At 73.2% G+C, this 22051-nt stretch carries 23 protein-coding genes; 11 read left to right on the forward strand and 12 right to left on the reverse strand.

The annotated features are described in order from the left end of the window. Nucleotides 1-52 precede the first annotated feature (52 nt). From ACZ6AA_RS29925 to ACZ6AA_RS29950, 6 genes are all read right to left on the reverse strand, one after another. The gene (locus tag ACZ6AA_RS29925) at nt 53-1261 is read right to left on the reverse strand and encodes an Ldh family oxidoreductase (protein WP_471461039.1); all 1209 of its coding nucleotides are present in this window, start codon (nt 1259-1261) and stop codon (nt 53-55) included. A 13-nt stretch (nt 1262-1274) separates the two neighbouring features. Then, nucleotides 1275-2279 carry a diiron oxygenase gene (locus tag ACZ6AA_RS29930; protein WP_468456837.1) on the reverse strand — a complete coding sequence of 335 codons (1005 nt, stop codon included), beginning with the start codon at nt 2277-2279 and terminating at the stop codon, nt 1275-1277. 3 nt (nt 2280-2282) lie between these two features. Then, nucleotides 2283-3431: an EamA family transporter gene (locus ACZ6AA_RS29935; protein ID WP_468456839.1), complete on the reverse strand. Its 1149-nt coding sequence runs from the start codon at nt 3429-3431 to the stop codon at nt 2283-2285. Beyond that, the gene (locus ACZ6AA_RS29940) at nt 3314-4651 is read right to left on the reverse strand and encodes a KamA family radical SAM protein (RefSeq protein WP_471461046.1); all 1338 of its coding nucleotides are present in this window, start codon (nt 4649-4651) and stop codon (nt 3314-3316) included. Before ACZ6AA_RS29940 ends, ACZ6AA_RS29935 begins: the two co-directional genes overlap by 118 nt. Continuing rightward, a complete protein-coding gene (locus ACZ6AA_RS29945; protein ID WP_471461050.1) occupies nt 4648-5358 on the reverse strand; it encodes a TauD/TfdA family dioxygenase in 711 nt (236 codons plus the stop codon). The genes ACZ6AA_RS29940 and ACZ6AA_RS29945 overlap by 4 nt, the downstream gene beginning before the upstream one ends. 323 nt (nt 5359-5681) lie before the next feature. Beyond that, nucleotides 5682-6488 (reverse strand): helix-turn-helix transcriptional regulator, encoded by an 807-nt coding sequence (locus tag ACZ6AA_RS29950; RefSeq protein WP_471461054.1) that lies wholly within the window; start codon nt 6486-6488, stop codon nt 5682-5684. A gap of 370 nt (nt 6489-6858) precedes the next feature. Here ACZ6AA_RS29950 and ACZ6AA_RS29955 point away from each other — a divergent pair, with 370 nt between their 5' ends. Continuing rightward, nucleotides 6859-8160, forward strand: coding sequence for a phytase (locus tag ACZ6AA_RS29955; protein WP_468456847.1), 1302 nt, complete (start codon nt 6859-6861; stop codon nt 8158-8160). Nucleotides 8161-8349: 189 nt separating this feature from the next. Here the strand turns inward: ACZ6AA_RS29955 and ACZ6AA_RS29960 are convergent, their stop codons facing one another. Both ACZ6AA_RS29960 and ACZ6AA_RS29965 read right to left on the reverse strand, forming a co-directional pair. Further along, nucleotides 8350-9465 (reverse strand): S1 family peptidase, encoded by a 1116-nt coding sequence (locus ACZ6AA_RS29960; protein WP_468456989.1) that lies wholly within the window; start codon nt 9463-9465, stop codon nt 8350-8352. 257 nt (nt 9466-9722) lie between these two features. After that, nucleotides 9723-10154, reverse strand: a complete 432-nt coding sequence (locus tag ACZ6AA_RS29965) for an ATP-binding protein (RefSeq protein ID WP_468456849.1) — start codon at nt 10152-10154, stop codon at nt 9723-9725. Between the two features lie 206 nt (nt 10155-10360). Here ACZ6AA_RS29965 and ACZ6AA_RS29970 point away from each other — a divergent pair, with 206 nt between their 5' ends. Then, nucleotides 10361-11203 (forward strand): DUF1206 domain-containing protein, encoded by an 843-nt coding sequence (locus ACZ6AA_RS29970; RefSeq protein ID WP_468456991.1) that lies wholly within the window; start codon nt 10361-10363, stop codon nt 11201-11203. A gap of 51 nt (nt 11204-11254) precedes the next feature. Here the strand turns inward: ACZ6AA_RS29970 and ACZ6AA_RS29975 are convergent, their stop codons facing one another. Both ACZ6AA_RS29975 and ACZ6AA_RS29980 read right to left on the reverse strand, forming a co-directional pair. Beyond that, on the reverse strand, nt 11255-12118 hold the full coding sequence (locus ACZ6AA_RS29975; RefSeq protein WP_471461065.1) for an ANTAR domain-containing protein: 864 nt from the start codon (nt 12116-12118) through the stop codon (nt 11255-11257). A gap of 247 nt (nt 12119-12365) precedes the next feature. Then, entirely contained in the window at nt 12366-13214 is an 849-nt protein-coding gene (locus ACZ6AA_RS29980) for an acyl carrier protein (RefSeq protein ID WP_468481397.1), read from the reverse strand. Between the two features lie 265 nt (nt 13215-13479). On the opposite strand from ACZ6AA_RS29980, the gene ACZ6AA_RS29985 reads away from it, so the two are divergent. After that, nucleotides 13480-13860, forward strand: a complete 381-nt coding sequence (locus tag ACZ6AA_RS29985; RefSeq protein WP_468481398.1) for a hypothetical protein — start codon at nt 13480-13482, stop codon at nt 13858-13860. Between the two features lie 9 nt (nt 13861-13869). Here the strand turns inward: ACZ6AA_RS29985 and ACZ6AA_RS29990 are convergent, their stop codons facing one another. Together ACZ6AA_RS29990 and ACZ6AA_RS29995 are read right to left on the reverse strand one after the other, a co-directional pair. After that, complete coding sequence (locus ACZ6AA_RS29990) at nt 13870-15885, reverse strand: hypothetical protein (protein WP_471461071.1); 2016 nt, start codon at nt 15883-15885, stop codon at nt 13870-13872. Nucleotides 15886-16011: 126 nt separating this feature from the next. After that, nucleotides 16012-16557, reverse strand: a complete 546-nt coding sequence (locus tag ACZ6AA_RS29995) for a YceI family protein (RefSeq protein WP_468481400.1) — start codon at nt 16555-16557, stop codon at nt 16012-16014. A 218-nt stretch (nt 16558-16775) separates the two neighbouring features. Here ACZ6AA_RS29995 and sigJ point away from each other — a divergent pair, with 218 nt between their 5' ends. From sigJ to ACZ6AA_RS30035, 8 genes are all read left to right on the forward strand, one after another. Next, a complete protein-coding gene (gene sigJ / locus ACZ6AA_RS30000; RefSeq protein ID WP_468481401.1) occupies nt 16776-17717 on the forward strand; it encodes an RNA polymerase sigma factor SigJ in 942 nt (313 codons plus the stop codon). Nucleotides 17718-17784: 67 nt separating this feature from the next. Continuing rightward, nucleotides 17785-18333, forward strand: a complete 549-nt coding sequence (locus ACZ6AA_RS30005; protein WP_468456862.1) for a YciI family protein — start codon at nt 17785-17787, stop codon at nt 18331-18333. A gap of 122 nt (nt 18334-18455) precedes the next feature. Continuing rightward, entirely contained in the window at nt 18456-19529 is a 1074-nt protein-coding gene (locus ACZ6AA_RS30010) for a hypothetical protein (RefSeq protein WP_468456864.1), read from the forward strand. 56 nt (nt 19530-19585) lie between these two features. Continuing rightward, entirely contained in the window at nt 19586-20716 is a 1131-nt protein-coding gene (locus ACZ6AA_RS30015) for a hypothetical protein (protein ID WP_468481403.1), read from the forward strand. A 76-nt stretch (nt 20717-20792) separates the two neighbouring features. Further along, complete coding sequence (locus ACZ6AA_RS30020; protein WP_385708244.1) at nt 20793-20978, forward strand: hypothetical protein; 186 nt, start codon at nt 20793-20795, stop codon at nt 20976-20978. Continuing rightward, a complete protein-coding gene (locus tag ACZ6AA_RS30025; protein WP_468456868.1) occupies nt 20975-21286 on the forward strand; it encodes a hypothetical protein in 312 nt (103 codons plus the stop codon). Before ACZ6AA_RS30020 ends, ACZ6AA_RS30025 begins: the two co-directional genes overlap by 4 nt. Before the next feature lie 84 nt (nt 21287-21370). Beyond that, complete coding sequence (locus ACZ6AA_RS30030; protein WP_468481404.1) at nt 21371-21697, forward strand: PadR family transcriptional regulator; 327 nt, start codon at nt 21371-21373, stop codon at nt 21695-21697. Further along, on the forward strand, nt 21694-22050 hold the full coding sequence (locus ACZ6AA_RS30035) for a DUF1048 domain-containing protein (protein ID WP_471461087.1): 357 nt from the start codon (nt 21694-21696) through the stop codon (nt 22048-22050). The genes ACZ6AA_RS30030 and ACZ6AA_RS30035 overlap by 4 nt, the downstream gene beginning before the upstream one ends. Nucleotide 22051 lies beyond the last annotated feature (1 nt).

The raw sequence follows: 22051 nt of genomic DNA on the forward strand, positions 1-22051 counted from the left end.
CCTTCGTCGTGGAGGCGTGCTGCGTCGCGGAAGCGTGCTGCGGGCGGGCCCGTCATGAGGTGTCGCGCGGGAGCGGGCGCAGGGTCGGCGCGGGCAGGCCGTGGCGGCGGGCGAGGCGCTCCAGGGCCCGCGTCGTGTCCACGTCGAGGGTGATCCCGGACCGTGCGGCCGCCCGCTCGCTGCGCCGCTCCGGATCCCCGGGGGAAAGGACCGCCGAGGCGCCTGCGGGCGGGGCCGCCCGGGTCGTGTCGATCAGGTCGCGCAGCCGCCCCTCGAAGGCGTCGCGGCCGCAGAAGAAGGCCGGGTCCAGGCAGAGCAGGAAGTGCGCGACGCGGCGGCCGCCGCCGGACTCGGCCTGCTCGATGTGGTCGAGCTCCCAGTCCAGCGGGGCATCGGCGAGCCCGGCGGTCATCAGGGCCACGATCATGCCGAGGCCCTGCCCCTTGTAGCCGGGCCCGAGCGGGGACAGGGCGCTGGCCAGGGCGGGGTCGAGGGTGCCGTGCCCGTGGCCGTCGGTGGCCCAGCCCGCGTCCAGGGGACGGCCGCGGCGCCCCCGCTCCCGTACCGCCCCCAGACACACCTGACTGGTCGCCATGTCGAGGACGAACTCGTGGTCGCCCGCCCCGGCCGCGACACTCACCGGATTGGTGCCGAGCAGCGGATCGCGCCCGTGGAACGGCGCCACCCGCGACGACGCCGACGTCATCGCCCAACCGGCCATCCCCGCACGGGACATGACCCGGCTGTGGATCGAGGCGGCCGCGAAGTGGTTGGAATTGCGCACCACGACGGCCGCGACCCCGTACCGCGCGGCCCGCCGCACGGCCTCCCGCGCGCCCGTGGCCCCCGCCACCACCCCGAGCGCCGCGTCCGCGTCGAGCAGCGCCGAAGGCCCGCTCTCCCGGACCACGGCGATCCGCGGTGCCGGATTGGCGATCCGCCGCGCGAGGTCGTCCAGATAGCCGGGCAGCAGCCGAAGGCCGTGCGTGCCGACCCCGCGCGCCGACGTCTCCACGAGGGCGTCGGCGACGAGCGCGCAGGCCTCGCCGTCCACGCCGTGCGCGCCGAGGGCGGCCGCCGCGACGGCGCGCGCGGCGTCCGCGTCGACGAGGTACGCCGAGGTGCCAGGGGCGCGCGCGTCCGACGCGGGTCCGCGCGTGCCGCGCTTCTCCTTCTCCGGCTGTGACACGTTCTCCGGCTGTGACACGTTCTCCGGCAGTGACACGATCTCCGGCTGTGACACGTTCTCCGGCAGTGACACGGTCGCACCCCTCCTAGAGGACGTACGGCAGTTGGCCCGACACCTTCACGCTCGACCAGTCGAACTCGAGCCGGTCGAGGACATCGAGCTCGGCGAGGACCTGGTGCAGGCCGCTGTAGTCCCGCAACAGCGCCGTGCGCCCCGCCGACCGGCAGTCCTGGAGCATGTCCGCGCCGCCCTCGACTCCGACGAAGCGCATGATCGCCTCCCAGGCGCGGTAGTCGTTCGCCGAGTACGCCCGCAGCGCCCGGCACAGCGCGTCGAGCAGGAACCGCTGCTGCTCCTCGGTGAGTTGGGGATAGAGGACCTTCAGGAGTTCGCCGCTGATCGAGCCGTGGCAGACCTCGTCGTGCCGGTGCAGCCGCGACAGCGCCACGTTCATGGGCTGCACCCCCTCGGCCTTGGCGACCAGTTCGAGGTACGCGCCGATGGACAGCTCGGTCGTGGTGGAGAACGCGAGCGTGAGCAGGCTGCGCTGCCATCGCTCCACCGCCCGCTCGGTCAGCTCACGGTGCGTCACGGACACGTAGGGCAGGGGAAGTTGCTTCTCCTCGTACTGCTCACCGCGCCGGGCCCGGGTCACGTAGCTCGCCATGCGGTGCATGAGGATGTGGTACTGCTCGTCGACCATGGCCTGCATCAGCGAGACCTCCAGGGCCTCGCCCCACAGGCCGGGGAACTCGCCGCGCAGGATCAGCCCGAAGGCCGGGTTGACCACATGCGTCTCGGAGTACTCGGTGTTGCGGTTCAGGGCGATCATCGCCCAGGTGAGGATGGACGACCGCTGCTCGGGCGGGAGCCCGGTGTACGTGGGGTGGTCGGCGAAGGGGACGATCTCCTCGGGGTAGTCGGGCAGCGCGGGGTCGAACAGGTCGAGCAGGTCCGTGTCGTCCCGCTTGACGGTGGCCCGCCGCTTCCAGTTGGCGGCCAGGCGGTGGATGACCGGGTTGTCGACGGCACCGAACATCGCGGAGCCGAAGGCGTCTTCTTCGGAGCTGCTGACGAAGCGCTCGTCCATCGTTCAGGTTCCTCTCGGGCTCTCGTGGGGTTCTGTCGCCGCGTGCCGTGACTCGGTCGGCACCGGATGGAGGGATCCCGCCGCCGGAAGGGGGTCGACGCGCCGCCCGCCCGGGCGGGGGGACGTGCGCATCGTCCGCTGCGCGAGCGCCACCCCCGCCAGGACCGTGACGACCCCCGCGCACTGCACGGGCGTCAGCGTCTGGCCGAGGAACAGGTACGCGGCCCCCGCCCCCGCCACCACCTCCAGCGTCGCGAACAGGCTCGCCGCCGACGGCGCCAGGAACCGCTGGGCCGCGATGCCGCTGACGTACGCCACGAGCGTCGCGACGAACGCGGCCCACACCACGACCACCCAGACGGGCGCGGACACCGACTCGTGGCGGACCGTGTGGCCGAGCATGTCGTAGGGGAAGCCCGTCACCGGCGAGACGATGTTCAGCGCGAGCGCGCCGACCGCGATGCCGAGGGCCGTCACGGTGACCGGGTCGTGCTTCACCAGCGCCCGCCCGGCGACGAGGAAACGCACCGAGAGCGCCGCCGCCGTCCCCAGCGCCGCGAGCACGCCCACCACGTCGAGCCGCAGCCGCGACCACACCTCGCCCACGAGCAGCAGCCCCACGAGCACCACGGCCGTCCCCGTCCACACGAGCCGGGGCTGCGGCACCCGCCGTACGCACCGCAGCCAGCCGACGACGATGACCGGCGCCAGGAACTGCAGCACCACGAAGACGCCGACAGGGATGCGGGCGACGGCGACACCGCACAGGGTCTGCAAGGTCGCGAAGGAGAAGACGCCGAGCACCGCGACGACGCCGTACGCCTCCCGCGCCGCGGCGACCAGCGCGCGCGGCCGGGTCAGGGCGACGAACGCGAGCAGCAGCACCGCCGCGACCGACAGGCGGGCCTGGGCGATCTCCATCGCCGTCAGGCCCGCCGAGTCCAGGACCTTGGTGGCCGGGCCGACCGTGCCGAAGGTGCAGGCCGACACGGCCGCGAGCGCGACACCCGTCGCGGAGCCCGCCGGGGAGGCGTTCAGCGCGGGCCCCCTTGTCGTACGGGCACGGGCGGCGCCGCGTCCTGCGGGAAGAACCGCCGGTCGTGGTCCGCGCACGGCACCAGGTCGGACCACCACTGCGCGTCCGGGTCCCACCGGGCGTGGAAGGGGCGGCCCACCAGGTCGGGATCACGGGCCTGGAGGAAGCGCAGCGCGAACGCCCGCTCGCCGCCCGGAAGCCGCGTCGGCCCGTCCACGGTCACCTTGCCCTCGGTCGTCGACATCACCGGCCCGCGCGCGGTGCGCCCGAGCCCCGAGAGCTGCGTCGTCGCGTCCCGGTGGATCTCGTACGCGCGCTGGATCGGCAGGCCGAAGTAGCGGCGCGCCCCGGTGTCGCGCTCGACGAACAGGTAGTACGGGTGGATGCCGAGGGCGAGTTGGGCGCGCCAGGAGTCCGCCCACACGCCGGGGTCGTCGTTGACGTGCCGGACGACGGGTGCCTGGGAGCGCAGTTCGGCGCCCGCCCCGCGCAGGGCGGCGACGGCGAGCCGCGTCAGGTCCGGCTCCAGCTCGCGCGGGTGCGAGACGTGCACCATGACGGCGACGTGCCGCCCCGCCCGCACCAGCCGCTCAAGAAGGCGCAGCAGCGGCGGGGCGTCCGGATCGGTGACCAGCCGCGCCGGGTGGAAGGACAGCGCCTTGGTGCCGATGCGCACCGTCGTGATGTGTTCGAGGCCCGGCCGCAGCAGCGCGTCCACGTACGGCTCCAGGAGGTCCGTGCGCATCACCAGTGGATCCCCGCCGGTGAACAGGACGTCGCTGACCTCGGGGTGGTGCCGCAGATAGTCGGTGACGCGGCGCGGCCCGTCGTCGGCGATGCGCAGCCCCGGGTCGCCCACGAACTGCGCCCAGCGGAAGCAGTACGAGCAATAGGAGTGACAGGTCTGGCCGTGCCGGGGGAAGACGAGCGCCGTCTGGGCGTACTTGTGCTGCACTCCCTCGACTGCGCCGCCCTCGTCGCCCTCGTCGAGGCGCGGGATGTTCCGGGTGAGCTGCTCGCCGGGGTGCGGGTTGAGGTCGCGGCGGACGGCGGCCACGGCGGCCCGCAGCGCCGCCGGGTCCCCGAGGGCGCGCTCCACGGCCCGGAAGTGCGCCGGGTCGATCATGTCGCGGTGCGGGAAGAGCAGCCGGTACAGCGGGTCGTCCGGGGCGCTCTTCCAGTCCACCAGATGGTCGATGACATGGCCGCTGACCTTGAACGGAAGCACCTGGCCGACCACGTCGACATCGTGCGCGAGCCCGGCGTCCGCGCACCGGTCGCGCACCAGCGCGGCCAGCCTGCGGCCCGACAGCGTGCGGGTTCCCGGGCCGCTCATGCGGCGATCCAGTAGCGGGTCAGATGGCGGTCCGCGTCCTCGTACGCGGAACGGGCGTGCAGCATCCGCTGGTTGTCCCAGATGAGCAGGCATCCGTCAGGGACGAGGATCCGCGTGCGGTGCTGGTCGAACAGCTCGCCCACCCGGCGGGCCAGGGCCGCGCCCGCCCGCCCGAGCGGCAGCAGCTCCGGCTCCGGGGACGCGTCGAGGGCGGCGTCGTAGTCGGCTGCGGTCAGCAGGTTGTAGCTGAACCTGAGCACCGGGCGGCCGTCGTCCTCCTCGTACAGCATCGGCACGGTGACGGTCCCGCCCCCCGGGCCGGGGAAGGCGAGCCGGGGCTCGGTGAGGAGGGCGTGCTCGGCCGGGCCGAGCAGCTTCTCCAGGAGCCGTCCGTCGAGCAGGTCCGTGTGGCCGCCGCCGCAGCGGGCCTGCCGGTGGCAGTACAGGGCGAGGTGGCGCGGGCTCGGGTCCCAGCCCGGCGCCTCGGTGTGGGCGCGGATCGTGTTGCGGCTCTGCGAGTAGGCGCGGCCGTCGTTGCCGGGACGGTGCACGACCTCGTGCTCCACGGTGCCGGTGTACTGGGGCACGAACCGGCCGATGTCCTGCAGGAGTTCGATGGCGTGCCGCTGTCCGGCGAGTCGGTCCGCGACGGCGTGCCCGTCGGCCTCCAGAACGGCACGCACGCTCTCGGCGCGTGGCATGGGCATGTGCTTCCCCCGTTGTTTCCTTGGCTGATCGCCGCTGGGCGATGGCTCGGCTCGGACAAGTGGGTGCTGGATGCCGGTGGTCAGTCGGTCCAGCCCGCCGCCGTGTCGGCGTCCGCGGGACGCCGGCCACGCCGGTGGTGCGACGCAGCCTCGCAAAGGGGCCGGGAGACGTATTGAAGAAAACCGACCTCGCCGGGGGATGGCGCGAATCCGGTATGCGGCGGCCGGTGTCCGGGGGGCGCGCTCGGGCGGCATGCGGCATGCGGCATGCGGGGTGCGGGGTGCGGGGTGCGGGGTGCGGCGTGCCGCGTGCGGGTGTCCGGTCAGTCCGGCAGGACCAGGCTCGTGGGCCTGCGGTCGCCGCGGTCCACCTCCGCCGGGCCGCTGTGGGCGAGGCCGCGGGCGGCGGTGAAGCGCGACAGGGTCCAGCCCGTCATGCCCTTGAACTCCCGGCTCAGATGGCCCTGGTCGGCGTAGCCCGCGAGGGAGGCGGCCGCGGCGCCGTTGTGTCCCTGGGACAGCAGGCCGACGGCGCTGCGCAGGCGCAGGACGCGCGCGGCGGTCTTCGGGAGGAGTCCGAGCTGCTGCTCGAAGCGCCGTTCCAAGTGCCGCTCGCTCCAGCCGCATTCGCGGGCCAGGGCGTGCACGGGGATCCGGCCCGCGGTGCGGTTGAGCCGCCCCCAGGCCCACAGCACCTCCGCCGAGCCGTGCGGCCCGTCCTGGAGCCAGCCCGTGAGCGTCATGTCCAGGAGCGCGAAGCGCGCGGCCCAGTCGGGGCACAGACCCAGGCGCTCGTCCAGGCCACGGAACCGGGGACCCAGCAGATCGGCGGGCTCCACCAACTGGTTGGCCAGCGCGTTCATCGGCGTACGGAAGAGCGTGTACGCCGCCCAGGGGGCGATCACCACCTCCACGCCGCTGAGCCGCCCGTCGTGCTCGCCGAGCCGGGCCCGCGACTGCATCCCCGCGTACACGGAGCTGTACGTCGACCTGGTGGCCCGCCCTCCGCCCGCGGCCTCCCACACGCTGAGCCGCTGCCCGAACAGAATCACCAACGTCGTCATGAAGTCGGGGAGTTCGAGCCGCCGCCGGGCCCTGGTCAGGTCGAACCGGAAGCCGCGGTAACCCACGACGCCGGGCCTGAGCGCGGGTGCCGGGCGGGCGGCGGCCCGCTCCCACGTTCCGTCAGGGCAGCATGAATACCTCACCGGATCCCCCGTCCCCCGTGTCGTCCTGCCGCCATTGTCGGCCGGGGGAGGGGGCTCGGGAGGCGGCGTTTTCGCGCCAGTGTCCCCGTCATGCGCATGCCGTTTATGTGTATGACGTGTCCTCTTCCGCGGGCGTACTTCCGCCCCTCACCCCGCATCAGTACGCAAGAGCCTGCGAGCGCACGCGGTCGGGCAGGACGCCGGGTGCGCCGCGCGCCCGGGACGAGCCGAAGTCCGCCACGAACCGCAGCCGCAACGAGCTGCGTGCGTCAGGAACCGAAGGAGCCCATCCGTGCCCAAGGTCCGTATCCGCAGACCGAGCGTCCTCGCCGTCGCGACCGCCCTCGCCGCCCTCGCCGCCGCGGCCCCCGCGCAGGCGCACGCGCCCGGCGCCCTGCCCGCGCTCACCCCCCGGGCCGAGACGGCGCCGCTGTACGACGACGAGGCGGGCGGCAACTCCGACGCCGACGACCCGGCGATCTGGCGGAACGCCGCGGACCCGGGCCGCAGCCTGGTCGTCGCCACGGCCAAGGAGGGCGGCCTGCGCGTGTACGACCTCGAAGCGCGGCAGGTGCAGCAGCTGCCCGCGCCCGCGGGACCGGCACCCGGCGACGCCCCCGGCCGCTTCAACAACGTCGACCTGGTCCACGGGCTGAAGCTGTCCACCGGCCGCGCCGACATCGCGGTCACCAGCGACCGGGGCAACGACCGGCTGCGGTTCTACCGCATCGACCGCGACCGCCCCGGCGGCCCGCTCACCGACGTCACCGACCCGGCCGCGACCCCCGTCTTCTCCGCCGACCAGGGGGAGGTCAACGAACAGCGCACCGCCTACGGCCTGGCCACCTGGACCGACCGGGCCACGGGTCGCTCGTACGCCGTCGTCAGCCGGCGCGAGCGGACCCGCGTCGCCCTCCTGGAGCTGCTGCCCGGCCGCTCCGGCACGGTCGGCTACCGCACGATCCGCACCCTCGACCTGCCGTCGGCCTTCCGCCTGCCCGACGGCACCTCCTGGACGCCGTGCGGAGAGCCGGGCCAACTGCCCCAGGTCGAGGGCATGGTGGTGGACCCCGCCGACGGCACCCTCTACGCGGGCCAGGAGGACGTCGGCATCTGGCGGCTGCGCGCCGACCTCACCGGCACGCCCACCCTCGTCGACAAGGTGCGCGAGTACGGCGTGCCCGGCACCTACGACGAGGCCACGGACGAGTGCGTGCCGGGCGCCGACCCCGGCTACGGCGGCAAGCGGCTCGCCGCCGACGTGGAAGGCCTCACCCTGCTCACCGAACGCGACGGCGACGGCTACGTCCTCGCCTCCAGCCAGGGCGACAACACCTTCGCCGCGTACGACCGCGAACGCGGCGAGGACAACGAGTACGAGGGCGGCTTCCGCGTCACCGCCGCCTCCGCGACCCTCGACGGCTCCGAGGAGTGCGACGGGGCCGCCGTGCTCAACGCCCCGCTCGGCGCCAAGTACCCGCACGGGCTCCTCGTCGTCCAGGACGGCGACGAGACCCCGCAGGCGTCCGGGCGCGAGGCCACGGGCTTCAAGTTCGTCCGCCTCGACGACGTCGTGGAGGCGCTGGAGGACTGAGACGACGTCGTGGACGCACTGGAGGACTGAGCGGGACCGGGGGCGCCGACAGCCGCGTGACGCGTGCGCGGTCTGTCGGCACCCCGGGGGTTCACGTGCCCGGGCGCGGCCCGACGGTCTGATCGGTCGTGCGTGATCAGGCGGGACCGGCCGCGCCCATGCGGACAGGTTCGTTGCGGCCGGTCACGATCAGGCGGTGTGCAGCCTCAGCCCATAGCGCCCGAGTATCTCGTTGACCGGCTGGAACCACGTCTCGCCGCCGCTGCCGCAGTTGCCCCAGCCGCCGGAGGTCACGCCCTGGGCCTGGTCGCCGCTGATGAACGAGCCACCCGAGTCGCCGCCTTCGGCGCAGACGCTGGTCTTGGTCAGCTGGTGCACGACCGTGCCGTCCGAGTAGTTGACGGTCTCGTTCTTGGCGAGCAGCCGGCCGCAGTGCCACTTCGTGGTGGACCCGGACCGGCAGATCGACGACCCGACGGGCGCCTCGGCCGAGCCGCGCACGAGCTGGTCGGGAATCGTGCCCCAGCCGAGGACGACCGGCACGGTCCACCAGCCGTGCCCGACGGACACGTACGCGTAGTCGTCACCCGGGAACGAGGAGCCCTGGAAGGTGCCCATGGCGGACCCGTCCCAGCCCCGCACCGACGCGCCCGCGCGCCCGCAGTGCCCGGCCGTCACGAAGCCGCCGTGCACCGAGAAGCCGATGGAGCAGCGGACGTTGCCGGTGTAGTACGGGTCGCCGCCGACCGTCCCCGCGGCGAAGGTCCGCGGCCCCTCGGGAACCGTCGCCACCCGCACGGGCGCGACGGCGCGGGCCTTCCGCAGGAAGGTGCTGACATCGTTGTCGCCGTGGTGTCCGGCGACGATCTCGACGACGACTCGGTTCGCCTTGTGGTCGACACGCCAACTGGCCACGTCCGCCGGGGCGTCGAGCTTGTCGACGCGGGCCTTCGCCGCGTCCAGCTCCCTGGTGCTGTGCGCGACGAGGCGCACGTCGGCGCCGGTCGCGCGGACGTCGGCGAGGGCGCGTCGCTGTGTCACGGCGACGGCGAGGCCGCCGCGCCTCTCGTCGAACCAGGCGCCGCCGAACGCGGCACCGGCGGCCTTGCGCGCCGCCCGCTCGGTCGCGGTGGCCCGCTGTTCGTCGGCGAGCCGTTCACGCGCGGCGGCGGGGGTCAGGCCGAGGTCGCGCTCCATGGCGTCCAGGAGGGCGGCGGAGGCGGGGGGTGGGGATGTGCGGTCGGGGGTCGCTTCGCGGTCGGCGGCAGCGGCGGAGGAGAGCCCGGTTCCGGCGCAGGTGGCCATCAGGAGCAGGGCGGACAGGCCGAGGCGTGCGCCGCCGGTGCGTCTCGCGGGGACGGTGCGTCTCACAGTGGGGGACCTCTCGTCGTTCCAACGGGGGTGTGGTGGACCAGAGTTGCTGAGAGCGCTCTCAGTTCGTGATGCGGCAGAGCGTAGGGAGACCACGCGGTCAAGTCCATACCTTCGCCGCGGCTCGGCTCTTCGCGGGCTTTGGTGCGGGGCTCTTCACGAGCGGGAGTCCGGGCGCCGGGGGAGTGCCTTCAGGCGTCGCGCCGGGAGCAGGGCGCGTCGCCGGGGCCCTTGAAGCAGGCGGTGATGGTCTTGCCGTCCGCCGTGGGATGGATGCTCCAGGTGTCGGCGAGGGCGTCCACGATGGCCAGTCCGCGGCCGCTGACGCTGGAGTCGTCCGCGGGGCGCGGCGCGGGGGATCCCGGCCCGGAGTCGTGGACCGTCAGGTGCAGCCCCTGCCCGTCCCAGGTCAGCACCACCTGCGCGCTGGTGCGGGCGTGGTGGTGGGCGTTGGTGACCAGCTCGGACACCGCGAGGACGACCGAGTCCACCGCGTCCGGGTCCGTGCGTGCCCACCCCAGGGACTCCATATGGGCGCGGGCCCACTCCCGCCCGGCTCTGACGCCTCGGGACACGGGGAAGGACTGGGCCCAGCCGACGGCCCGCATCGAAGCATCCGACATGACGCACCCTCACACGGTTGGCACAGCCTGCCCTCCGACTACCCCGCTCCGCGCCGCTTCAACGGCCCTCATGCACAGGGCACAGAACCCTCATGCGCGGGGCGCGGAGGGAGAACCGCCCCTTGCCGGCCCCCCGCCGTCCCGCCCGCGTTTCCGCGTGCACGATGCACGCGCATCGTGCCGCCGTACCGGGGCACTCGCGGGCCATGGGATTCGACGGGGTCGTACGTGACGGGACACAGCAGGCGCGCCGAGTGGCGAAGGGGCGTGCCGTCGAGTCGGCGGCACGAGCGGGATTCGTGGCGCGCGGCGTCCTCTACGCGCTCGTCGGCGTCCTCGCGCTGCGCATCGCGTTCGCCGACGACGAAGGGCAGCAGGCCGACCGGGGCGGCGCCCTGACGGAGATCGCCGACAAGCCGTTCGGGAGCGTCCTGCTGTGGCTCCTTGGGCTCGCCCTCGTGGGCATGGCGCTGTGGCGGCTCTCGGAGGCGCTGTTCGGGCAGGCCGGACCGGACGGCCACAAGGCCAGGAAGCGCCTCGCGTCGGCAGGCCGTGCCGTCTTCTACGGCGTGGTCGCCTACTCCGTCCTGGCCTACGTCACCGGGGACAAGGGCAGCGGCAGCGGCTCCTCCGACCGCCAGAGCGACGATGTGACGGCGACCGCCCTCGGCTGGCCCGCGGGGCAGTGGATCGTCGGCGCCGCGGGCGCGGGGGTGGCCGCGGCCGGCGTGTGGATCGCCGTCCGGGCGGTGCGGCGCAAGTACCACAAGCACCTGCGGATGAGCGAGATGTCCACCTCGGTACGCCGGACCGTGGACACCCTCGGCGTGGTGGGCGGCAGCGGCCGTGGCGCCGTCTTCGCCGCGGCCGGGGCCTTCGTCCTGGTGGCAGCCGTGCGGCACGAGCCGGGGGAGGCCAAGGGCATGGACGACGTCCTGCGTTCGTTCCGCGACACCCCGGCGGGCCCGTGGCTGCTCGTCGCGGTGGCCCTGGCACTGGTGGCGTTCGGCCTGTTCTCGTGGGCGTGCGCGCGGTGGCGGCGGGTGTGAGGGGGCTTGCGGGAGCGGGGCTCGCGGGCTGTTGGTGGTGGCCCGGTCGCCTCAGCGCAGGGCGGCGGCGGCCGCGTGGAGGTGTTCCAGGGCGTCCAGGACACGGGTGTTGCGGTGCCAGGCCAGCCAGCGGCCGACCTGCTCACCGACGGCCTCCAACTCGCCTAGCTGCGTGCGGGTGAACCCGAGCAGGGGGCGTTCGTGGTGCGAGGAGACCATGCCGAGCACCGCGCCGCCGGGCCCCGTCAGGGGAACGCTGTGGCAGGCGCGGCTGCCCGCCCGCAGGATGGTGCGCCGGGAGTCCTCGTCGAAGATCTCCGCGACGGCCACGTCCTTCACCGTCACCTGCCTGCTCTCCTCGGCGGCCTGCGCGCACGACGTCGTCGAGTCCTGCACGAAGGCGAAGAAGTCGGTGAACTCCCGGCTCAGCCCGGTGTGTCTCTCCAGGCGGAGCATCCCGTGCTCCGCCACCTGCACATTGCCCATCCCGGCCTGCGTGACGTGCAGGACCCGCCGCAGCGTGGACTTCAGCACCGCGCCCTGCCCGCTGTGGTCGCCCTCCGGCTCTCCCAGGCCCGGCAGGGGCGGCGGGCTGTAACGGGCCCGCCCGGGAAACCACAGCTCGGCGTCCGCGTCGGGGCCCGGCACCCGGATCACCGCGTCGGCCAGCGTGTGCAGCTTGATGTTCATCTGCTGCGATGTCCGGCGCAGCAGATCGAACGCCACCTGCGACGACGCGAGCCGGTAGCGGTCGATCAGGACGCCCTGGGCGCGCGCGACGCAGGCGTGCGCCAACTGGCGGTTGCGCACGGCGACATCCTGCTGCCGTGGTCCCGGCACCGCGTCGGTCGCGGGCGGTGCGTCGGCCTCGCGGCCGGAGTCGGTCGGGCTCGAGTCCAGGTGGTCCTGACTCACGGTTGGGTCTCCCTCGCAGCCTGGGGCACAGCACACATCAGCTGTCCGTGGACACACGCGTGTCCTTGGATACTCGCGGCCGAACTCTTTCCCCGCTTCAGCCGTCAAGTCACTTGTTGATGTGCCTACTTCCCAAGCACCCGCACCACGGTAGCGGCCCGCGCCGGTCCGCGCAGGGATCCGCGTCACGACCAGGCGGATCCGAACCGGGCGGGGCGCGTCCCGCCCCGCCCGGCGAACCGCTCGATCAGGGAGCGACGTGTGCGCCGACCGGCCTGGTGACGTTCTTCACGGGAAGGTCCTTCGAGGCCCCGGCGATGTAGTAGTCCTTGGGCGCGGAGAAGACCACGAACTCGTTGTCGTAGTCACGGATCTTGGCGCGGACGGTGAACTTCCCGCTCGCGTCGGTCCTGGTCTGCGCGTTGTACGCCGACTCGTAGTAAGTCCGCAGCAGTACCCGGGTACCGGCCACGGGGCCGTGCCCGCGGGGCCAGGTGACCTTGCCGGTGACGATCAGGGTGTCGCCCTTGCGGACCTTGGTGCGGTTGACCTTGTAGGTGAGGGTGCCGGCGACCGGCTGGGCGGCGACCGTGGTGTCGCCGAAGTAGATCTCGTTGTCCGTGGGGTCGCCCGGGTCGTAGGAGGCCTGGAACTCCACGCGGTGACGGGGGAACAGGAAGACGCTCGGCTTGTCCTCCCAGCGGTCCGCCTTCACGTCGGGGAGCGTGAAGTTCCCCTTGGCGTCCGTGCGGACCGTGCCCAGGTCCAGGGTCTCCCGCTCGGTCGGGTCGATGGGGTCGCCCCAAGGGTTCCAGGTGTCGTACAGCACGGACTTGAGCAGCTTGACCGGCGCGTCGGCCACGGGGGTGCCGTCGGCGCGGGACACCGTGCCGGTGAGGTCGACATCCCGGTGGGCGTAGTCGGTCGTGCTCTCGCTGCTGGTGAGGCTCACCGTGTAGGGGGCCTCCGGCGGGTCGTCGGTCGCGCGGGCGGTGTCCGCGCCGTGGGCGGGCGCCATGCCCAGGGCGAGGGTGGCGAGGGCGAGCGCGGCGGTCGCGGTCAGCCGGGCGACCGGTGGACGGGTAGGCAGGTGCACGGGAACTCCGTGGGTGTCGGGTGTCGGTGTCGCCGGTGGTCCCGGCGCAGGTTTCGACACGCGGAGCGCCGTGGGTGGTTGTAGGGCTCGGCGAGCGTGCATGTGCCGTACACGGGGAGTTTGACGGGTAGTTGGCTGCTGGTTCTCCCCACGTCGAAGGGCGCCGCCGCGGCACCCCCGGATGACCCGCCACCGACAGGGACCCTCACACTGGCGACGGGTTCTTCGATCGACGTGGTTCTGTCTCCCGTGAGGAATGATGAACGTGGCAAAGATTCTGATGGTCGGCCTCCACCCGAGCGCGATCGACTACAGCCTGTATCCGGACCTGGACGAGGCCACGCTGGGCGCACGGATCGAGCAGGGTCTCGCGACGGTACGGGCGGCGGGCTTCGACGCCACGGACTGCCTGATCGGCGCGGATCCGGACGAGGCGGAGAAGACGGTGCGCGCGGCCCTGGCCGAGGATTCCGTGGAACTGGCCATGTTCGGTGGCGGCGTGCGCATGGCGCCCGAACACACCCTGCTGTTCGAGCGGCTGATCAACCTGCTCGTCGCCGAGGCCCCCGGGATCCGCTTCTGCTTCAACACCTCACCGGAGACGACGATCGATGCTCTGCGCCGCTGGACGCCCCACGCCTCCTGACCCTGGCGGTCACGAGGTCAGGTCCCGGGGACGCGCGGGCCCTTGTCCGGACCGCCCCGGGGCGGTTGCGGCTCCGGGAGGGGCCAGGGTCTCGCCCGTGCTGAGACGCGCGCGCACCCGTGCGTGCGCGTCGCGCGGCGCCGGTTCCGCCAGGGTCCGGCCCCGCTCGGAGGCGTCCACGTCCCCCGTGACGTCGATGCCGGTGACCTCCCGGCTCCCGGCGGCGAGCAGATACCGGCGGCCCGAGTCCGCCCGCCAGGTGGTGCTCGCCACGACGTGCTGGCCGAACCGGCCGCAGGCGGCCGTGGAGCGGGCCCGGGCGATCACGGGAGCCGACGCCGTGGCCCGCGCCGCCGGTGCCTTGAACTGGAGGAGCACATCGCCGGGGCCGCGCCAGGTGGTGGCGCGGGCGCAGGACCACAGCGCCCGCCCGTCGTCCTCCGGCAGGTCCTGCTCGGCGAAGTCCCAGACGTTGACCGACCTTGTGCCCCGGCGCAGCTCGGGCAACTGGCAGGCGGTCCGGGCCCAACCGGCGAGCGCCTGCGGGCTCATGGCCTCGCGCGGCTGGCGGGCGGGGGCACCGGAGCCGGGCAGCGGCGTGTACGTCAGATGGACGGGCAGCAGCCCGCCCAGGTCGGTCACCAGGAACGCGTGTTTCTCCACGATGCGCGAGGAGGAGCGCAGTTGCAGCGCGGGCCAGGCGTCGCAGGAGCGGCCGATGGCAGGGTCGGGCACGGGCGCGGTGATCCCGTCGGCCGAGACGTTCAACGGCTTGCTCGCCGTGTCGGGCCGCAGCAGATCACGGGTGTGCGTCTCGGCGATCCATGGCGCGGTGAGGTACCGGGTGCGGCCGTCGCCGCGGCTGACGGCGACCGCGGCGGCCGTGGTCACATCGGCGTTGTCGGCGCGGGCGAAGTCGAGCGCGGGCTCGTCGCCTGAGGAGTCCTCGCTGTAACGGATGACGCGCTCGGCGTCGTGGAAGAGCACGACGGTACGGCCGTCGACGACACCGGCGTACAGCAACCGCGGTGCCCGGCCCGGCGGTTCGGTGGCCGTGGCCGGGGCGGACGTGACGCGCACGCCGCGGCCGGGGCCGGTCCAGACGCCGAGGGCGCGGACGAGCAGGGCGCGGTCGTCCGTCCGCGGTCCCCGGGGCGGCCAGGCGGTGAAGTCGACGCGGGCGGTGTCGGCCCACTCCGCGGCGGGGGCGCGGAGCAGCCGGTCCGCGGTGGCCGCGGCGGGCCCGGTCGCGGGGCCGGACCCCTTGTCGCCCTCCGCCTCGAGGCCGGTCAGGACCAGGCCGCTGAGTAGCAGCAGCGCCACCGCCGCCCAGGCGAGCCGGGCCCGGCGCCTGCGCCGCAGCAGGTCGGTGGGCCGGGTCTGCACGGAGCAGGCGTCGAACTCCCGGGACCGCAGCAGTGAGGTGGCCGCCGGGCCAGCCAGCTCCTCCAGGCGGTACGAGGCCCGCAGCGCGTCCTTCGGCCGTTCGGCGCCCGCGGAGTCGAGCAGCTCCACGACCTCCGCGTCCGCGAGCCCGTCGAGGCGCCGCAGCACGAAGGCGGCGCGGGCGGCGGGCGAGACCTGGGCGCAGGCCTGCCCGAGCGTGACCTCGTCGACACCGCCCGCCCGCGGGAACAGCCGCAGCCCCCACACCACGGGCAGCACCACCAGCAGCGCCCTCGGCGGCGGCAGTCGTTTCGGCCAGCCGCGAGGACGCCGCTCGTACGCCAACGCCGCCCGCACGACCCGAAGGAGCAGCCAGGTGGCGCCGGAGGACCCGCCGCCGGTGCGCTGCGCGGGGACCCGCGCGGCCGTGTCCCGCGAACGGAAGCCCCAGGGCCCCGGCAGCGCACGCTGCACCAGCGCGTGCGCGACGAGGACCCGGCGGTGCCGCGAGAGCGCGACCGGAAGGATCAGATAGGCGAGGCGTACCAGGTTGGTGTAGCGGTCGACGAGGGCCGCCTCGGCCTGGCCGAGAGAGATCCGCTGCGCGGGACCCGAGGTGCGGGCGTCGGACGTGGGCATGGAGAGGCCGCCTCCCAAAGGCTGATGACATCGGCCGCTGCCCTCCGTCAAACGAGTGAATCTTGGGATGGTCACAGCCCGCGCGGCGGTACGTCGGCGGGGAGGCGCCGCGTACGGACGGGTGGGTCAGGGGCAGCGGACCACGGCGACGTCGAACTCCAGCGTCACCTTCGCCCCGACCATGACCCCGGTCGCGGCGTTCCAATTGACGCCCCAGTCCTTGCGGTTGATCGTGACGCTCCCTCGGAAGCCGACCCGGAGGCCGTTCGCCGGGTCCTCTTCGGCGCCGATCAGCTCGAAGTCGACGGTGACCGGCTTGGTCACGCCCCGGACGGTGAGATCACCGGCCACCTTGAAACGGGTCCCGTCGACCTGCGCCACCCGGGTCGACAGGAACGTGATGTACGGGTGGGCTTCCGCGTCCAGGAACTTGGCGCGCAGAGGATCGTCGCGCTTCGGGTTGTGGGTCTGGATGCTCGCGGCCTGGATGGTCAGTTCGGCACTCGACCTCGACGGGTCGTCGCCGTCCAGGTGCGCGCTGCCCTCGAACGACTCGAAGTGGCCGCGCACCCTGGTGCCCATGGTGTGCCGGGCGACGAACCCGGTCCGGCTGCGGGCGGCGTCGAGGACGTAGTCACCGGCCAGCTCGGTGAGGGCGGTCGTGGTGGTCATGGCGGGCTGCTCCTGGAGGGGCGAGGGGTGGCGGGGCGGAGAGGCGGCGGGGCGGACGTCGTGCGGAGGTTGCCGCCGACGTCGCCGCGACACCCCACCGACGACACAGCCCGGCGAGATGTGAGCCGGCTCCCCATCCGACACGCCGATCTCACATTTCGCGGGCCTGGCTCGTCGTAGGAGTGACAGCGCACGCGACCGAGGGAGCCCACCGCACCATGACCACCCCTTCCGCATCCGGCCCCGGCCTGCTCGGCCCGGGCCTCGACGCGATCATGAGCGAGCGGCGGCAGCTGATCGGTGTCGCCTACCGGCTTCTCGGCTCGCTGGCCGACGCCGAGGACGTGGTGCAGGAGACGTACGCCCGCTGGTACACCATGTCCCCGCGGCAGCAGGACGCCATCGCGTCGCCCGGGGGCTGGCTGACGAAGGTCGCGAGCCGCATCTGCCTCGACCTGCTCCGCTCGGCACGGGTCAGGAGGGAGAGCTACGTGGGCGAGTGGATCCCCGAGCCGCTGCCCGGCCGCGCGGAGTGGGTCGACGGGCAGTCGGGCGCCGCCACGGCCACCGCCGACCCGGCGGACCGGGTCACCCTCGACGAGTCGATCACCATGGCGTTCCTCGTGGTCCTGGAGTCGATGACCCCGGCCGAACGCGTCGCGTTCATCCTCCACGACGTCTTCCGCTACTCCTTCGCCGAGGTGGCCGACATCGTCGGCCGGACCCCGGCGGCATGCCGTCAGCTGGCCTCGTCGGCCCGGCGCCGGGTCCGCGCATCGGCGCCTGCCGTGACCCCGGCGGCCCAACAGGCGGACATCGTCAGGGACTTCAAGCAGGCGTGGGAGTCCAAGGACCTGACCGCCCTCATCGGCCTCCTCGACCCCGACGCCCTGGCGACCGGCGACGGCGGCGGCCGCGTCGCCGCCTCGCTCCACCCGGTGGCGGGCGGCGAGCAGATCGCCCACGGCCTGATCGGCATCGTCGGCCGGGTGCCGGACCTGGTCATCCTGGAACGTACGGTCAACGGTCGGCCCGGCCTGGTGGCGCAGCAGGACGGCGCCACCATCGGGGTGTTCGCGTTCGAGGTCGTCGGGGACCGCATCAAGCACATCTGGGCCGTACGGAACCCGGAGAAGCTCAGGCCCTGGACGACGGGCTGACGCGCGGGGCAGCCGCCGTCGGTAAAGGGAGTTGAGCCGACGTCGTACGGTGGGAGAGTCTTCGACCATGGAGTTCTTCTGCTACCACCGAGACCGGCCCGACTCCCTCCCTCTGCGGGAGGAGCTGCAGGAGGAGCACTGGTCCTACATGGACGGTTTCGCGAAGCAGCTGATCGCGCGCGGCCCGACCTTCGCCGCCGACGGCGAGACGCCCACCGGCAGCGTGCACATCGTCGACGCCCCGGACGCCGTCTCGGCCCGCGCGTTCGCCTTCGACGAGCCCACCTACCAGGCCGGTGGGTACCGGGACGTGCTGCTGCGCCGCTGGCGCAACCTCCTGGGACGCACGATGTGGGACTTCCCCGGCGGACTGACCGGCGGCAACCGGTACTTGGTCCTCGGCCTGGGCTCGGGACCGGCCGCCGACACCGATGTGCCGTCCGACCGGGACGACCTGATCGCGTACGGACCGCTCCTCTCCGACGACGGCGCCGCCTGGCTGGGTACGGCGGTGCTGCTCCGGGCCCCGGACGCGGACACGGCACGGGCCGTCCTGACCGGGGACCGGTACGCGGCCGTCGAGGTCCATGACTGGGAGTGCGGCGGGCGCCGCTAGCGCGCCGCGGCGGCACTCCTGGAGCCACGGGCCCTCAAAGGGAACCGTGATGGCCGAATGCCGTCTGTTCACGGGAGGGCAACGCCCATAGGCTCTGCGACCTTCACGTCCTGGGGGGTCTCGTGAACGGTCTCCGTGCGCTCCTGGTCTGCCTCGTGCTCGCGTGTGCCGCGGTGGTGTCGCCGGCCGCGCCCGTGCCACGCGCCGCGGCGGCGACGCCGGGCTGGGAGGCGCTGCCCGTACCGGCCGCCGCGCCGCCGGTGACCGTGAAGGACCTCGCCGCCCGCGGGCCGCGCGAGGCGTGGGCGACGGGCTACGAGGGCGAGTTCGGCGACCTGAAGCCGATGCTGTACCGGTGGGACGGCGCGAAGTGGAGCCGGGACGCCACCTTCCCCGGCGCCGGTGAGCCGGGCTGGCTCGGCAAGGCGCAGTTCGTCGGCGACGAGGTGTGGATCTTCCACAACCGCGCGGGGGAGGGCGAGATCCTGCGCCGGTCGGCGGCGGGCGAGTGGAGCGCCGTCCCGCTGCCGCAGACCCTGTGGGTCTACCAGGACTTCACCGCCGTACCGGGCGGCGCCTGGGTGGTCGGTGAGGACAGCGACGGCCTCAAGGTGCTGCACTACGACGGTTCCCGCTGGACCACGGAGTCCACTCCGGACGACGTGCTGTTCCTGATGGGCGTCACGGCGCGCACCTCCACCGACGTCTGGGCCTGGGCGAGCACCCGCACCGGCGAGCGGACCGTCCTGCGCCACGACGGCACGGGGTGGCGGTACGCGGAGGTGCCGCTGCCGCCGAACAGCAACGTGCACACGATCCTGCCCGAACGCTCAGGCCGCGTCACGATCGGCGGCAGCCAGTACACCGACGGCGTGGCCCGCACCTACGTGACGACCTGGAACGGCCACGCCTGGCGCACCACCTACCCGCCCCTGGGCGACACCTACACCGAGGACATGGTGCGCGGCCCGGACGGCGCGCTGTGGGTGCAGGTGCGCAGCGACCGCGCGTTCCAGTCGAAGTACGCCCGCGTGGACGGCCGCCGCACCACCTTCACCCGCGGTCCGGAACGCACCGACGCGATCGACGTCAAACCCCGGGCACTGGCGAGGGCCGGGTCCACGCTGCTTTCCATCGGGACCGTCGAGATCTACGGCTCGAAACCGAATTTGATGAGCGAGCGGCTGGGAGGCTGACCATGGCACCGAGACCGACCATGGCACCGAGACCGACCATGGGACCGAGACAGACCATGGGACCGAGACAGACCGTGGCCCGCCGACTCCTCGTCGCGGCCCTCGCGGTCGCCATGACCGTCGCGGCCGTCATGAGCTCGGCCGCGGCGGAAGCACCGTCCTGGCAGCACGTTCCGGTCCCGGCACAACTGCGCCCGCAGACCGCCCTGAACGAAGCCGTGGCGTTCGGCCCGGACCGGGCCTGGGCGGTGGGCGCCGACGCCGTCGGCCGTGAGGCGCCGGGCTTCCCGCTGGTGCTGCGCTGGGACGGCACCGCGTGGCAGCGCCAGAGCCTGCCCGGGATCCGCTGGCAGGGCGAGCTGCTCTCCATCGCCGGGACCTCGCCGACCGCGGCCTGGGCCGTCGGCCGCGACGCGGCGGGCGGCAGCCGTCTGCTCCGCTTCGACGGCAGCTCCTGGCGCGACAGCCGACCGCCGCGCGGGGTCGGCCTCTCCAAGGTCGTCGCGGGCGGCGGCGAGACCTGGCTGCTCGGTGGCCGCGACGGCGGCGGGCAGGCACTCCTGCGCTGGGACGGACGCGGGTGGCAGGACATGCCGGTCCCGCAGGGAATCGTGTACGGCCTGCACGTCAAGGCGGCCGACGACGTGTGGGCCGCGGGCGCCGCCGACGACAGCGCGGCCGTGTCGCACTGGGACGGTAAGGCGTGGCAGCAGACGCGCGTCGACGGGTTCCCGCGGTCGGCCGTGGGCAGCGTCCTTGCGGTGTCGCCGACCGAGGTGTGGGCGGGCGGCACGGCCGGGTTCGTCGGCGGCCCGCCGGGCCGACCCATTCCGCCCCTGCTGGCGCGCTTCGACGGCCAGTCGTGGCACCGAGTGGCAATGCCGACCAACTTCGGCGGGATCACCTCCCTGGCGCCCACCGCGTCCGGCGAGCTGGGCTGGGTCGCGGTGGCCCGCTCGCTGAAGTGGGGCCCGCCGGGGAGCACTCCGCCGCTGATCCCCGGGCCGGACTTCCTCGCCTGGAACGGTCAGTCCTTCACCGAACACAGCGAACCGGTGGTGCCGGGGGAGGGCGACTCCGCGGCGCTGCGCCTCGCGGCGGTCCCGGGCACGGCGACGGTGTGGGCGGTCGGCAGGGCGGCAGGGCCCGAGGGCACCTTCGCGCCGCGGATTCTGCGGTTCGGCTGAGAGGGAGCACGCGGAACTCCCCACGCGACATCCGGAGCCCTGTCGTGACGTCACCCGTGCCACTACATTTGACGTCATGACTGCCATCACCCTGCGGATCCCCGACGCGATGGACCAGCCGCTGCGCGACGCCGCGGCCGATGCGCCGTCGCTGAACGACTACATCCTGCGCGCCGTGCGCCGACAGATGACGCTCGACGCGGGCCGCAAGCTCGCCCTCCTCGCCCCGCTCGACCTCGACGGCGAGGGCGACTCCCTGTGACGATCGGCAAGGGCGACGTCTGGGACATCGACACCGGCAAGGGAAGCCGGACGGTGCTCGTCGTCAGCCTCGACGGCCTCGCCGAGGCCTACGGGGCTGTCGTCGCCCTGGTCCTGCACGCTCCCGCCGTGCACCCCGACACCGCGATGAGCGTGCGCCTGACCGCTCCGGTCGACGCCTCGGTCGTCGCGGTCAACGTCCTGCAGCTCTCCGCGTCCCGGTTCGAGACGGGCACGCTGCTCGGCAACATCGGCCCCGAGCAGCAGTCCCTCGTCGACAACGCGCTCCGCGCCGTACTCGATCTCTGAACGCGACCACCCCAGCTACTCGGTGATACCGTGTAGTGGTACTCGGTACTACGCAGTACCGGGGGATCGGAGGGGAGGCCCGCGATGGACGACCTGACGGAGATGTTGAAGGGCACGCTCGAGGGCTGCGTGCTCGAAATCATCAGCGTCGAGGAGACCTACGGGTACGCCATCACGCGTCGGTTGAACGAACTCGGCTTCACCGACGTCGTCGAGGGGACCGTCTACACCATCTTGCTGCGCCTGGAGAAGAACGGGCTCGTCCAGGTGACGAAAAAGCCGTCGGGGATGGGTCCGCCGCGCAAGTTCTATGCGCTCAACGACGCGGGCCGCGAAGAACTCGGGAGGTTCTGGGTGAAATGGCAGTACCTCTCCTCGCGCATCGACAAGCTCAAGGAGGGCGGGAGATGACTTTCTGGGAAACCATCACCGGCAGCGATCTCAGCAGGGAATACAAGGCGTTCGAGGCCCGGGCCAAGGCGCTGCCGCCCGAATATCAGGAAGCGTGGGGGCAGATCAAGCTGCACCTCACCCCCTACGGGGACTTCACGGGCCGCAACCTGATGCCGATCCTCGACGGCGTCCTGGGGCTGCTGGAGGAAACGGCGGGGGACGGGCAGAGCGTTCGCGAGGTCCTCGGCGACGACATCCAGGGCTTCTGTGCGGCGCTGGCCGGCGGAGAAGGGTCTCGGGACCATCGGGACCGGTGGCGCGAGCAGTTGAACCGGAACGTCGCGAGGAAATTGGGCCGGCTGGGAGGCTGAC

This window comes from Streptomyces sp. NPDC040610 (genome assembly GCF_055594065.1).

Bases quoted from the DNA above. Each gene is read 5' to 3' on its own strand.
- ACZ6AA_RS29930 (WP_468456837.1), bottom strand. From the start codon at position 2,279: ATGGACGAGCGCTTCGTCAGCAGCTCCGAAGAAGACGCCTTCGGCTCC.
- ACZ6AA_RS29940 (WP_471461046.1), bottom strand. From the start codon at position 4,651: ATGAGCGGCCCGGGAACCCGCACGCTGTCGGGCCGCAGGCTGGCCGCG.
- ACZ6AA_RS29945 (WP_471461050.1), bottom strand. From the start codon at position 5,358: ATGCCCATGCCACGCGCCGAGAGCGTGCGTGCCGTTCTGGAGGCCGAC.
- ACZ6AA_RS29960 (WP_468456989.1), bottom strand. From the start codon at position 9,465: ATGGCCACCTGCGCCGGAACCGGGCTCTCCTCCGCCGCTGCCGCCGAC.
- ACZ6AA_RS29965 (WP_468456849.1), bottom strand. From the start codon at position 10,154: ATGTCGGATGCTTCGATGCGGGCCGTCGGCTGGGCCCAGTCCTTCCCC.
- ACZ6AA_RS29970 (WP_468456991.1), top strand. From the start codon at position 10,361: ATGGGATTCGACGGGGTCGTACGTGACGGGACACAGCAGGCGCGCCGA.
- ACZ6AA_RS29990 (WP_471461071.1), bottom strand. From the start codon at position 15,885: ATGCCCACGTCCGACGCCCGCACCTCGGGTCCCGCGCAGCGGATCTCT.
- ACZ6AA_RS29995 (WP_468481400.1), bottom strand. From the start codon at position 16,557: ATGACCACCACGACCGCCCTCACCGAGCTGGCCGGTGACTACGTCCTC.
- sigJ (WP_468481401.1), top strand. From the start codon at position 16,776: ATGACCACCCCTTCCGCATCCGGCCCCGGCCTGCTCGGCCCGGGCCTC.
- ACZ6AA_RS30005 (WP_468456862.1), top strand. From the start codon at position 17,785: ATGGAGTTCTTCTGCTACCACCGAGACCGGCCCGACTCCCTCCCTCTG.
- ACZ6AA_RS30015 (WP_468481403.1), top strand. From the start codon at position 19,586: ATGGGACCGAGACAGACCGTGGCCCGCCGACTCCTCGTCGCGGCCCTC.
- ACZ6AA_RS30020 (WP_385708244.1), top strand. From the start codon at position 20,793: ATGACTGCCATCACCCTGCGGATCCCCGACGCGATGGACCAGCCGCTG.
- ACZ6AA_RS30030 (WP_468481404.1), top strand. From the start codon at position 21,371: ATGGACGACCTGACGGAGATGTTGAAGGGCACGCTCGAGGGCTGCGTG.
- ACZ6AA_RS30035 (WP_471461087.1), top strand. From the start codon at position 21,694: ATGACTTTCTGGGAAACCATCACCGGCAGCGATCTCAGCAGGGAATAC.